General features: G+C 59.6%; 14 protein-coding genes. 9 read left to right on the top strand and 5 right to left on the bottom strand.

The genetic code is table 11. From position 1 onward, the window contains the following. Positions 1–55: 55 nt before the first annotated feature. Positions 56–1942, top strand: a complete 1887-nt coding sequence (locus ACZ5RT_RS14145) for an O-linked N-acetylglucosamine transferase, SPINDLY family protein (RefSeq protein WP_464452896.1) — start codon at positions 56–58, stop codon at positions 1940–1942. Positions 1943–1969: 27 nt separating this feature from the next. Here ACZ5RT_RS14145 and yghU read toward each other — a convergent pair whose 3' ends face one another. The 5 genes from yghU to ACZ5RT_RS14120 are packed head-to-tail and all read right to left on the bottom strand — an operon-like array spanning position 1970 to position 5392. Continuing rightward, complete coding sequence (yghU, locus tag ACZ5RT_RS14140) at positions 1970–2860, bottom strand: glutathione-dependent disulfide-bond oxidoreductase (protein WP_291926794.1); 891 nt, start codon at positions 2858–2860, stop codon at positions 1970–1972. Between the two features lie 38 nt (positions 2861–2898). Next, positions 2899–3909 carry a lipoyl synthase gene (gene lipA, locus ACZ5RT_RS14135; RefSeq protein ID WP_464452895.1) on the bottom strand — a complete coding sequence of 337 codons (1011 nt, stop codon included), beginning with the start codon at positions 3907–3909 and terminating at the stop codon, positions 2899–2901. Between the two features lie 46 nt (positions 3910–3955). Beyond that, entirely contained in the window at positions 3956–4618 is a 663-nt protein-coding gene (gene lipB, locus ACZ5RT_RS14130) for a lipoyl(octanoyl) transferase LipB (protein ID WP_464452894.1), read from the bottom strand. Between the two features lie 2 nt (positions 4619–4620). Next, positions 4621–4920 carry a DUF493 family protein gene (locus ACZ5RT_RS14125; RefSeq protein WP_291927763.1) on the bottom strand — a complete coding sequence of 100 codons (300 nt, stop codon included), beginning with the start codon at positions 4918–4920 and terminating at the stop codon, positions 4621–4623. Positions 4921–4945: 25 nt separating this feature from the next. After that, positions 4946–5392 (bottom strand): CopD family protein, encoded by a 447-nt coding sequence (locus ACZ5RT_RS14120; RefSeq protein WP_464452893.1) that lies wholly within the window; start codon positions 5390–5392, stop codon positions 4946–4948. A gap of 191 nt (positions 5393–5583) precedes the next feature. Between ACZ5RT_RS14120 and ACZ5RT_RS14115 the strand changes: the two genes are divergently transcribed. From ACZ5RT_RS14115 to atpD, 8 genes are read left to right on the top strand one after another with little or no spacing between them, the layout of a single operon-like run. Then, positions 5584–6102: an ATP synthase subunit I gene (locus ACZ5RT_RS14115; RefSeq protein WP_291927758.1), complete on the top strand. Its 519-nt coding sequence runs from the start codon at positions 5584–5586 to the stop codon at positions 6100–6102. 15 nt (positions 6103–6117) lie between these two features. Next, positions 6118–6996 carry a F0F1 ATP synthase subunit A gene (gene atpB / locus ACZ5RT_RS14110; RefSeq protein WP_108428180.1) on the top strand — a complete coding sequence of 293 codons (879 nt, stop codon included), beginning with the start codon at positions 6118–6120 and terminating at the stop codon, positions 6994–6996. Between the two features lie 57 nt (positions 6997–7053). After that, positions 7054–7302, top strand: coding sequence for a F0F1 ATP synthase subunit C (gene atpE / locus ACZ5RT_RS14105; RefSeq protein ID WP_019429175.1), 249 nt, complete (start codon positions 7054–7056; stop codon positions 7300–7302). 36 nt (positions 7303–7338) lie between these two features. Next, positions 7339–7809, top strand: coding sequence for a F0F1 ATP synthase subunit B (locus tag ACZ5RT_RS14100; protein ID WP_108428181.1), 471 nt, complete (start codon positions 7339–7341; stop codon positions 7807–7809). Positions 7810–7831: 22 nt separating this feature from the next. Beyond that, on the top strand, positions 7832–8362 hold the full coding sequence (locus ACZ5RT_RS14095; protein ID WP_422169561.1) for a F0F1 ATP synthase subunit delta: 531 nt from the start codon (positions 7832–7834) through the stop codon (positions 8360–8362). A 44-nt stretch (positions 8363–8406) separates the two neighbouring features. After that, positions 8407–9960: a F0F1 ATP synthase subunit alpha gene (gene atpA, locus ACZ5RT_RS14090; protein WP_108428183.1), complete on the top strand. Its 1554-nt coding sequence runs from the start codon at positions 8407–8409 to the stop codon at positions 9958–9960. A 27-nt stretch (positions 9961–9987) separates the two neighbouring features. Next, positions 9988–10875, top strand: coding sequence for a F0F1 ATP synthase subunit gamma (atpG, locus tag ACZ5RT_RS14085; RefSeq protein ID WP_464452892.1), 888 nt, complete (start codon positions 9988–9990; stop codon positions 10873–10875). A gap of 38 nt (positions 10876–10913) precedes the next feature. After that, positions 10914–12317 (top strand): F0F1 ATP synthase subunit beta, encoded by a 1404-nt coding sequence (gene atpD, locus ACZ5RT_RS14080; protein WP_108428185.1) that lies wholly within the window; start codon positions 10914–10916, stop codon positions 12315–12317. The last annotated feature ends 62 nt before the right edge of the window (positions 12318–12379 follow it).

Here is a 12379-nt window from a genome sequence, read left to right as displayed (position 1 = left end):
ACTAAAATAAACGCTCCTCAAATACACCCCTGCCGGCATCTGGCCTTGTGACCCCATGAAAAAACCACCGGCCAAAGGCCGAACTGCACAGCCCTCGGGGATGCTGGCCAAAATGCTGGGGCAAGCTGTACCCCAGCCAGTTCGTGCCGCCCCCACTGTGGCGCAAGCGCAGGCCTTGTATGACGCCGCCGTGAATTTTTACCACCGGGCTGAATGGGATCAGGCCGAGGCGCAGACCGATGCTTTGTTGGCCATGCCGGGCTTGCATGCTGTGCATGAAGTGGCGGCGCTCAACCTCAAGGCCACGCTGGCCGCCCGCACGCACCGGCTGGAGCTGGCGGTATCGCTGTACCAAGCCATCCTGAAGCGCCAGCCCGCGCATGTGGAGGCCTTGTCCAATTTGGGACTGGCGCTGCAAAAACTCAATCGCCACGAACAAGCGCTGGGCTTTTTGAAACAAGCGGTTCAGCACCGCCCCGGCCATGCCAATTCACAGCTCAATTTGGGCCTGACTTACCAGTCATTGGGCCAATTGGCAGAAGCCCGCGCCGCCTACCAGCGCACCTTGGCCATCGAACCCGACAACGTGCAGGCTCGGTTCAACATCGCCAAGATGCTGCAAGACACGTTCGATTTTGAAGCTGCCAGTCAGGCATATCAGGCCGCACTCGATGTGGATCCCCGCCATGCCGACTCGCTGGCCAATCTGATTTTTGTGCAGCATTACCGTTACCCACCCGATGAAGCAGCCCAGCAAGCCCTGATCTGGCGTGTGGGCGAATTGAACCCGGCGCGCCCCGCGTGGCCGCGCCGGGCGGCAGACAAAAAACCTTTGCGCGTGGGCCTCGTGTCGGCCGACTTGCGCAAGCACCCGGTGGGCTACTTCTTGCGCGATGTGCTGCTGGCGCTGGCATCCACCGCCGTGGCGTCTGGTGAACTGACGCTGCTGGCCTATGCCAACCAAGCGCTGGCCGACGAACTCACGCAGGACATTCGGCCCGTCTTCGCTGCCTGGCACACCGTTGATTTGTGGAATGACGCCCGGCTGGACGCCCAGATCCGCAGCGACGAGATCGATATTTTGGTGGATCTGTCAGGCCGGACGGCGGGCAACCGCCTGCCGGTGTTTGCGGCCAAACCCGCTCCGGTGCAGGTCAGCTGGCTGGGTTATTTCGCCACCACCGGTTTGCAGCAAATGGACGCCATCCTGGCCGATCCAGTCTGTGTGCCCATGGGCGAGGAGTCGCTCTATGTGGAGAAGGTGCTGCGCCTGCCCCACACGCGTTTGTGCATGAGCCCGCCCGTGGTGACCGAGCCGCCCGAAGTGCCGCCCGTGCTGCAAAACGGCTTCATCACCTTCGGCTGTTTTCAGACCCTGCCCAAGATCAATGCGGGCGTGCTGGCCGCGTGGGCGCAGATTCTGAATGCTTGCCCGCAGTCTCGCCTGCGGCTGCAAGCGCCGCAGTTGAATGACGAAGGGCAACGCGCACGTTTCGCGGGGCGCTTGCAGGCGGCGGGCATCGACGCGGGCCGCGTGGAGCTGCTGGGCTCGGTCAGCCGTGAGCTGTATTTCGCGGCTTACAGCACGGTCGACATCTTGCTCGACACTTTCCCTTACCCCGGTGGCACCACCACCGCCGAAGCGCTGTGGATGGGCGTGCCGACCCTCACGCTGGCGCTGCCCGGCATGCTGGGGCGGCAAGGCCAGGCCATGCTGGAAAACGTGGGGTTGGCCGACTGGGTGACGCACAGCGAAGCCGACTATGTGCAGCAGGCCGTGGCTTGGGGGCAGGGTGGGAAAGACGTGTGCGAAAAGCTGCAGCGTTTGCGCGGCACGCTGCGTTCACAGGCGGCGCAATCGCCCTTGTTTGACAGCGCTCGATTCGCCCGAGACTGGTGGGCTGCTTTGCAGGGCCTTTGGCGCGAAAAAATGACCGGATGAGAGACCGGGCCGCCAGGCCCGGTGAATTCAGGCTCCGGCTGGGGCGATCTTGTCCTGGGTGCGTGTGTCGAAATCGCTGGCGTCATGGCGTTCGTGCAACTGGCTCTCAGGAGCCCCGATGACCCGGTTGACCATGCGCCCACGTTGCACCGCAGGGCGTTGCGCCAACTCGTCAGCCCAGCGGATGACGTGTTCGTACTCGTGCACCTGCAGGAACTCGCCCGCCTCGTACATGGTGCCCTTGGCCATGCCGCCATACCAGGGCCAGATGGCGATGTCGGCGATGGTGTAGTCGTCGCCTGCGATGAAGCGGCTCTCGGCCAAACGCCGGTTCAACACATCCATTTCTCGCTTGACCTCCATCGCAAAGCGGTCGATGGCGTATTCGATTTTCACGGGCGCATAGGCATAAAAGTGGCCAAATCCTCCACCCAGATAGGGGGCGCTGCCCATTTGCCAGAACAGCCAGGACAGGCATTCGGCACGTTGGGCCGGATCGGTGGGCACCAAGGCGCCAAATTTCTCCGCCAGGTACAACAGGATGGACCCTGACTCGAACACCCGGATCGGTTTTTCACCGCTGCAATCGAGCAGAGCCGGGATCTTGGAGTTCGGGTTCACGCCCACGAAGCCGCTGCTGAATTGCTGGCCTTCCTGAATGCGGATCAACCAGGCATCGTATTCGGCGCCCGCATGCCCCAGGGCCAACAACTCTTCGAGCATGACCGTGACCTTGACGCCGTTGGGCGTGCCCAGCGAGTACAGCTGCAGGGGGTGCTTGCCGCGTGGCAGTTCCTGCTCGTGCGTGGGGCCTGCAATGGGGCGGTTGATGTTCGCAAAACGCCCACCGTTGGCCTTGTTCCAGGTCCAGATTTTGGGCGGGGTGTAGGGGGTGTTTTCTGGGGTGGAATCGGTCATGACGGCCTTGAATGAAAACCTGGGGGTGATGGCTTGGATCAGGATTTCTCGGACAGACTCAGGTGCGCCGAATGGGCCTGCTGATCGGCGTGGTAACTGGATCTGACCATGGCACCCACCGCCGCGTGCGAGAAACCCATTTCGTAGGCCTTGGCCTCGAACATCTTGAAGGTGTCGGGGTGCACGTAGCGGCGCACCGGCAGGTGGCTGTTGCTGGGGGCCAGGTATTGGCCAATGGTGAGCATCTCGATGTTGTGGGCGCGCATGTCGCGCATGACGTCCAGAATCTCTTCGTCGGTTTCACCCAGGCCCACCATCAGGCCGCTCTTGGTGGGGACATGAGGGAACAGTGCCTTGAACTTTTTCAGCAGGTTCAGCGAGAACTGGTAATCCGAGCCGGGCCGTGCTTCCTTGTACAGGCGCGGCACGGTTTCCAGGTTGTGGTTCATCACATCGGGTGGCGCGGCTTTCAGGATCTCCAGGGCGCGGTCGTCGCGGCCCCGGAAGTCGGGTACCAGCACTTCGATCTGGGTGGTGGGTGAGAGTTCGCGGGTCTTGCGAATGCATTCCACAAAGTGGCCGGCACCGCCGTCGCGCAGGTCGTCGCGGTCCACGCTGGTGATGACCACGTATTGGAGCTTGAGCTGCGCGATGGTCTTGGCCAGGTTGTCGGGCTCGTTCACATCCAGCGGGTCGGGGCGGCCATGGCCGACGTCGCAAAATGGGCAGCGGCGTGTGCACTTGTCGCCCATGATCATGAAGGTGGCCGTGCCCTTGCCAAAACATTCGCCGATGTTGGGGCAGCTGGCTTCTTCGCACACAGTCACCAGCTTGTTGGCACGCAGCACGTCCTTGATTTCGTAAAAACGGGTGGTGGGTGAGCCCGCTTTCACGCGGATCCATTCGGGTTTTTTCAGCACTTCGCCCGCTTCCACCTTGACCGGTATGCGTGAGAGTTTGGCCGCGGCTTTTTGCTTGGCCATCGGGTCGTAGTTTTCAACGCTTTGGGCTTCGCGGACCACTTGGCGTTCGGTGGGGGTGTTGCTCATGGTGTTCTTTCGGTCGCTGCCGTCCAAGGGGGCGGTAGCCGGGGGTTCATAAACGGGCGGCCAGTTGCTGGGCCAGCACTTGGGCGGCTTCGTTCCAGGTGGTTTCTACACCGATTGTAGAAAGGTCCACGGTTTTCAATCCGGCATAACCACAGGGGTTGATGCGGTCAAAGGGCTCCAGGTCCATCGCCACATTGAGTGCGGCACCGTGGTAGGTGCAATGGCGGCTCACCTTGATGCCCAAGGCGCTGATCTTGCCCAGGCCTTTGAAGGGGTTATCGGCGGGTGCCGGCCCCACCAGCGCCGCATGGCTGAAGGGGTCGTCCAGACGCACATAAATGCCAGGTGCACCCGCCACCCGGTGGCCTGTGACGCCGAAGTGGGCCAGGGTTCGGATGACGGCTTCTTCGAGCTTGAAAACGTATTCCTTGACGTAGTAACCGGCGCGCTGCAGGTTGACCAAGGGGTAGGCCATGACCTGACCGGGCCCGTGGTAGGTGACCTGTCCGCCCCGGTTGGTCTGGACCACCGGAATGTCGCCCGGCATCAAGAGGTGCGAGGCCTGGCCCGCCAGCCCTTGAGTGAACACGGGCGGGTGTTCGCACAGCCACAGCGCGTCGGGTGTCTCGGGCGTTCGAGCAGCCGTGAAGGCCTGCATGGCCCCGTAGGTGGGCAGGTAGTCCACCCGTCCGAGCAACCGGATGTCCATGCTCAAAGCACGATTTTGACCATCGGGTGCGAGGTCAGGGCCCGGTACAGGTCGTCGAGTTGCTCGCGGCTGGTGGCCGTGATGCTGAGCGTCACGCCCAGGTAGTTGCCGCCTTTGCTGGGCCGCAGCTCGATGGTGCTGGCGTCAAAGCCGGGGTCGAATTGCAGGGCGACCTGGCACATGGCCTCGGCAAAGCCGTCGACCATGGCGCCCATGACCTTGATCGGAAAAACCGAGGGGTATTCGATCAAGGTGTCTTTGCGTGGGTCAATGCCCTTGGGTGGGGTGATGGAGGCGCTCATGAGATGTTCCGTTGGGCTTGCAAGCTTAACGCCAGACGACGACGGCCAACACCGCCAGCCAGCCCAATGCGAAATTGGTCATGACCAAGGGGTGAATTTGGCCCAGGGCATGGCCTGCCGCAGGCCAGTCGGATGCGGCCACGGCCGCTTTCAGGCGGCGAAATGGGGCGAACCAGATGTGCGCAAAAATCAGGCACATCAGGAGGCCCAAGCCTGACATGGCATGCCAGCCCTTGGGGGCGAGGGCCATGTCGGCCGTCGACAGCATCCAGAAACCGGTGGCCAGAATCAGGGCTACCGAGCCCCAGACCATGGCAAAAAACCGCTTCAACACGCTGGACATCAAAGTCAGGCGCTCAGGCGGGGCCATTTGGGCGATCACCACGGGGCGCATCGCCAGAATGACCAGGGCCATCCCGCCAAGCCAAACGATGGCGGCGGCCAGATGAAAAAATTTAAACCATTCGTACATACATCCACCGATCTACAGCGTGAAAAGCGCAGGCCCCGTGGGCTTGCCGGACGATTGTCGCTGTTGGTCTTGGCCGTGTTGGGCGTGGGGCAATTGGATCTGGATCAAAAAAAGTGGGCGCGCACGGGTTTCTACGTATAATCAGAGGCTTTGCGGTGTTCGCCGTGTACGTAACCCCGGTGTAATTTGAGATGACCAAAATCGCCTCATCCCTGAAAACGGGTATGCCCAGTGACACGACAGATGCTGCAGATGAAGGTTCCGAACCCGATTTCAAGCCCCTGAGCGCCGAAGAGGCGCAGGCCTGGCGGCAAAACAACCCACAGGCATCGCCTTGGCGTGTGTTGCTGTTACAGGTGGGGGTTGGTGCCGTGCTGGCGCTGCTCACGGGGCTGGTCAGCGGCCAGTGGCATCTGGCAGCTTCGGCGGCTTGGGGTTCGGTGGCGGTGGTGATTCCCGCCGTGGTGTTTGTCAGGGCTTTGAGCCGGCAAATGCGGCGAACCCAACCGGGCTCTGCCTTGGTGGGTTTGTTTGTTTGGGAGTTGGTCAAGATTGTCTTGACCGTGGCGCTGCTTCTGGTGGCGCCCAAAGTGATTTCAGACCTGAGCTGGTTTGCCTTGGTGGCCGGCTTTGTGGTGACGATGAAGGTGTATTGGCTGGCCATGGCGCTGGGCTGGATGCAACGCAAATCGAAACCGACTATTTTTTGAACTGATTGGTGATTTATGGCTGCTGAAAACGCTGGCGCACACGCCCCAACGGCTGGAGAGTACATCCAGCATCACTTGCAACACCTGCAAATGAATTTCTCATTTGAAGGCGTCAAGCAAACCAACATCGTTGACTTCAGTCTGTTCAACCTCGATTCGGTTTTCTTTTCCCTGATTCTGGGCGTGATCGGTTGCATCGTGTTGTGGGCTGCTGCCCGCAAAGCGACCTCGGGCGTCCCCGGCCGCTTTCAGGCTGCCGTTGAGATCCTGTCTGAAATGGTCGAGAACCAGGCCAAGGGCGTGATCCACAACGCCAAGAGCCGCAAACTCATCTCTCCTTTGGCATTGACTGTGTTCGTCTGGATCTTCCTGATGAACGCGATGGACATGTTGCCTGTGGATCTGATTCCTGCTGCATGGCACGCTGCTGGCCCGGCCATGGGTTTCAAGGACTACATGCGCGTAGTGCCCACGGCCGACTTGTCCACCACACTGGGCTTGTCTTGCTCGGTGCTGTTCATCTGCCTGGTCTACAACATCAAGATCAAAGGTCTGGGCGGCTGGGCGCATGAACTGATTGCTGCCCCCTTCGGCGACCATTGGGCTCTGTATCCGATTAACTTCCTGATGCAGATGATTGAATATTTGGCCAAGACGGTTTCGCACGGCATGCGACTGTTTGGCAACATGTTTGCGGGTGAGTTGGTGTTCATGTTGATTGCCCTCATGGGTGGCGGCTGGGCATTGTCGGCAACAGGTGTTGGTTTGGCCATTGGCCATGTCATCGCCGGTACCGTGTGGACTTTGTTCCACATCCTGGTCATCACCTTGCAAGCCTTCATCTTTATGATGTTGACGCTGATCTACACGGGTCAAGCGCACGACGCACATTGATGACACTTTTTCTCTCGTTTCCTGTTTCTTTTTTCCACTAACTTTTAGGAGCTTCTCATGGAAAACATTCTCGGCCTGGTGGCATTGGCATGTGGTTTGATCGTTGGTCTGGGTGCTATCGGCGCTTCCATCGGTATCGCTTTGATGGGCGGCAAATTCCTCGAGTCTTCGGCTCGTCAACCTGAACTGATGAACGAACTCCAAACCAAGATGTTCATCTTGGCGGGTCTGATCGACGCTGCGTTCCTGATCGGTGTGGCCATCGCTTTGCTGTTCGCCTTCGCCAACCCCTTCGTTCTGAAGTAATCCACGTACCTCTTCCAACAGAAGAAGGACTGAACCGTGAACATTAACGCTACTCTGTTCATTCAGATGATCGTTTTTGCGATTCTGGTGTGGTTCACGATGAAATTCGTGTGGCCCCCGATCACAAAAGCGCTCGATGAACGGGCACAGAAAATCGCTGACGGCCTCGCTGCTGCAGACAAAGCCAAGTCCGAACTCGCCAACGCCAATGCGCGTGTCGAGTCCGAGTTGGCCAAATCGCGCAACGAGACGGCTTCGCGCCTGGCTGACGCCGAGCGCCGCGCCAATGGCATCATTGATGAAGCCAAGGCACGAGCCACCGAAGAAGGCAACAAGATCATCGCCGCTGCCAAGGCCGAAGCCGAGCAGCAGTCAGTCAAGGCCCGCGAAGCTCTGCGTGAGCAAGTCGCTGCCCTGGCCGTCAAAGGCGCCGAGCAGATTCTCCGCAAGGAAGTCAACGCCGGTGTCCACGCTGATCTGCTGAGCCGCCTCAAGACCGAGCTGTAAAAAGCTCCAGCCAGAGAAGACCATGGCAGAACTTGCTACCATCGCCCGCCCTTATGCCGAAGCGCTGTTCAAGGCGCAGGCATCCGATCTTGCTGGCACGGCCGCTTGGCTGGATGAACTCGCTGCTGTTGCCGACAACGCGCAGCTGCAGCAGTTCATCGACAGCCCCAAAGTGTCCGATGAGCAGGCGTTTGACCTGATCTCCGGTGTGGTGCGCACAGCACTGCCCGAGGCTGGCAAGAACTTCCTGCGCCTGGTGATCGAAAACCGCCGTCTCAGTGCGTTGCCTGTGGTTGCACAGCAGTACCGCGCCCTCATGAATGCGCAAGGTGGCACCGCTGATGCGGTGGTTTACAGCGCATTCCCCATCGACGCTTCGGCTTTGGCTGATTTGTCGTCCACGCTCGAAAAACGCTTTGCGCGCAAGCTCAACGTGAGTGTCGAGCTCGATGCCTCCCTGATCGGTGGCATTCGTGTGGTGGTGGGCGACGAGGTGCTCGATACCTCCGTCAAGGCCCGACTGGAACAAATGAAATCGGCCCTCACCGCTTGATGCGGATTGAGACCGGACATATTTAAAGAAAGAAGGAAAGAGTCATGCAACTCAATCCCGCAGAAATTTCTGAACTGATCAAGAGCCGCATTGAAGGGCTGTCCGCCAGCGCCGATATCCGCAACCAGGGCACCGTGGTGTCCGTGACCGACGGTATCGTTCGTGTGCACGGCCTGTCCGATGTGATGCAGGGCGAGATGCTCGAATTCCCGGCCACTGCAGAAGGTGCCGCCACTTACGGTCTGGCCCTGAACCTCGAGCGTGACTCGGTCGGTGCCGTGATCTTGGGCGAGTACGAGCACATCTCCGAAGGCGATACGGTCAAGTGCACCGGCCGCATTCTGGAAGTGCCCGTCGGCCCTGAGCTGATTGGCCGCGTGGTGAACGCCCTGGGTCAGCCGATTGACGGCAAAGGCCCGATCAACGCCAAGATGACCGACGTGATCGAAAAAGTCGCCCCTGGCGTGATCGCACGTAAATCGGTGGACCAGCCGATGCAAACCGGCCTGAAGTCGATTGACTCCATGGTGCCCGTGGGCCGTGGCCAGCGCGAATTGATCATTGGCGACCGCCAGACCGGCAAGACCGCCGTCGCGATCGACGCCATCATCAACCAAAAAGGTCAGAACATGACCTGCGTTTACGTCGCGATTGGCCAAAAAGCCTCGTCGATCAAGAACGTGGTGCGCGCTCTGGAACAAGCTGGCGCGATGGAGTACACCATCGTTGTGGCCGCTTCCGCCTCTGAATCTGCTGCCATGCAGTACGTGTCGGCCTACTCTGGCTGCACCATGGGCGAATACTTCCGTGACCGTGGCGAAGACGCGCTGATCGTTTATGACGATCTGTCCAAGCAAGCCGTGGCTTACCGTCAAGTGTCGCTGCTGCTGCGCCGCCCACCAGGCCGCGAAGCCTACCCTGGCGACGTGTTCTATTTGCACAGCCGTCTGCTCGAGCGCGCAGCCCGCGTGAACGCCGACTACGTCGAAGCCTTCACCAAAGGCGCTGTCAAAGGCAAAACAGGTTCCTTGACGGCTCTGCCCATCATCGAAACTCAAGCCGGTGACGTGTCCGCTTTCGTGCCCACCAACGTGATTTCGATCACCGACGGTCAGATCTTCCTGGAAACCAGCCTGTTCAACGCCGGTATCCGCCCTGCGATCAACGCCGGTATCTCGGTGTCCCGCGTGGGTAGCTCGGCTCAGACCAAGGTCATCAAAGGCCAGTCTGGCGGTATCCGTACCGACTTGGCCCAGTACCGTGAATTGGCTGCTTTCGCGCAGTTCGCTTCCGATCTGGACGAGTCCACACGCAAGCAGCTCGACCGTGGTGCCCGCGTGACCGAGTTGCTCAAGCAAGCCCAGTACAGCCCCTTGTCGATCAGCCTGATGGGCGCCAGCTTGTTTGCGGTGAACAAAGGTTACATGGACGACATCGATGTCAAGAAAGTCCTGGCCTTCGAGCACGGTTTGCACGCTTACCTGAAGGACTCGTGCGCTGCATTGCTGGCCAAGATCGAAAGCTCCAAAGCACTGGACAAAGAGGCAGAAGCCGAATTGAACACCGCCGTGGCCGCTTTCAAGAAAAGCTTTGCTTAATTTCCACCTGATCAAAAGGAGCCGCTGATGGCATCGGGCAAGGAACTACGCACCAAGATCAAATCGGTGGAAAACACCAAGAAGATCACCAAGGCCATGGAGATGATTTCCGTCTCCAAAATGCGCAAGGCGCAGGAGCGTATGCGCACGGCCCGTCCTTACAGCGAGAAGATTCGCACGATTGCGACTCATCTCGGGCAGGCCAACCCTGAGTACGTACACGCCTTCATGAAGCAAAACGACGGTAAGTCGGTGGGCTTCATTGTGGTGACCACAGACAAAGGGTTGTGCGGTGGCTTGAACACCAACCTGTTGCGCGCTGTGACCGCTCAATTGCGTGAAACACAAGCCCAAGGCAAGACGCCATTGGCGGTGGCCATTGGCGGCAAGGGTTTGGGTTTTCTGAACCGCGTCAATGCCAAAGTGGTGGCGCATGTGACCCATCTGGGCGACAAACCGCACCTGGACAAGCTGATTGGCCCCGTCAAGGTGCTGCTCGACGCTTATGCCGCAGGCGAGGTGAGCGCTGTGTACCTGTGCTACAACAAGTTTGTCAGCACCATGGCGCAAGTGCCCACCATCGACCAGTTGCTGCCTTTGTCTTCCACCCAGATGGAAGCAGACACCAAGGCGGCAGGTTCCGTGGCCCACGGGTGGGATTACATCTACGAGCCCGATGCGCAGTCGGTCATTGACGAGTTGTTGGTCCGTTACGCAGAAGCACTGGCTTACCAGGCCGTGGCCGAAAACATGGCTTCTGAGCATGCGGCGCGCATGGTGGCCATGAAGGCCGCCACGGACAACGCAGGCAATGTGATTGGCGAACTCAAACTCGTCTACAACAAGACCCGCCAAGCCGCCATCACCAAAGAACTGTCGGAAATCGTCTCTGGCGCAGCCGCGATCAGCGGTTGATTCCCAGTTCTGCAAATTCAAATTATTTGGAGCGAAAAATGCAAGCCCAAGGAAAAATTGTTCAGTGTATTGGCGCTGTGGTCGACGTGGAGTTTCCACGCAACCAGATGCCCAAGGTTTATGACGCACTCAAAATGGAAGGCTCTGCGCTGACCCTGGAAGTGCAGCAGCAGCTCGGCGACGGCATCGTGCGCACCATTGCGCTCGGTTCCTCTGACGGCTTGCGTCGTGGTCTGATGGTGTCCAACACCGGCAACCCCATCACCGTGCCTGTGGGCAAGGCCACACTGGGCCGTATCATGGACGTGTTGGGTGCGCCCATCGACGAGCGTGGTCCTGTCAGCCAGGAACTCACTTCCTCCATTCACCGCAAAGCCCCTGCTTACGACGAACTGAGCCCATCCCAAGAGCTGCTGGAAACCGGCATCAAGGTGATTGACTTGGTGTGCCCGTTCGCCAAAGGCGGTAAGGTCGGTTTGTTCGGTGGTGCCGGTGTGGGCAAGACCGTGAACATGATGGAACTCATCAACAACATCGCCAAGGCGCACTCGGGTCTGTCCGTGTTCGCCGGTGTGGGTGAGCGTACCCGTGAGGGCAACGACTTCTACCACGAGATGGCCGACTCCGGCGTGGTGAACCTCGAGAACCTGTCGGAATCCAAAGTGGCCATGGTCTACGGCCAGATGAACGAGCCACCAGGCAACCGTCTGCGCGTGGCCTTGACCGGTCTGACCATTGCTGAGTCCTTCCGTGACGAAGGCAAAGACGTGCTCTTCTTCGTGGACAACATTTACCGCTACACCTTGGCCGGTACCGAAGTGTCCGCTTTGTTGGGCCGTATGCCTTCCGCTGTGGGTTACCAGCCAACCCTGGCCGAAGAAATGGGCCGTTTGCAAGAACGTATCACGTCGACCAAAGTCGGTTCGATCACCTCGATCCAGGCCGTTTACGTGCCAGCGGACGACTTGACCGACCCCTCGCCAGCGACCACCTTCGCTCACTTGGACTCCACCGTCGTGTTGTCCCGTGACATCGCCTCGCTGGGTATCTACCCTGCCGTGGACCCTCTGGACTCCACCAGCCGCCAGCTGGACCCCTTGGTTGTGGGTCAGGACCACTACGAAACCGCCCGTGCCGTGCAAGGTACTCTGCAGCGCTACCGCGAACTGCGCGACATCATCGCGATCATGGGCATGGACGATCTGGCCCCTGAAGACAAGCTGGCCGTGGCCCGTGCCCGCAAGATCCAGCGTTTCCTGTCGCAGCCTTTCCACGTGGCGGAAGTGTTCACCGGCTCGCCCGGCAAGTACGTCACCTTGGCCGAAACCATCCGTGGTTTCAAGATGATTGTGGCTGGCGAGTGCGATCACCTGCCAGAGCAAGCTTTCTACATGGTCGGCACCATCGACGAAGCTTTCGAAAAGGCCAAAAAGGCAGCTTAAAGCAGCGCCACGGGGTGGCTGATCCAGCCCTCCCGTAGCCCGCTTGAACGCACCTTTTTAAG

Source organism: Limnohabitans sp. TEGF003 (assembly GCF_055395455.1).
The sequence above is the reverse complement of the archived record's forward strand: the minus strand, read 5'-3'. Positions and strand labels throughout refer to the sequence as shown.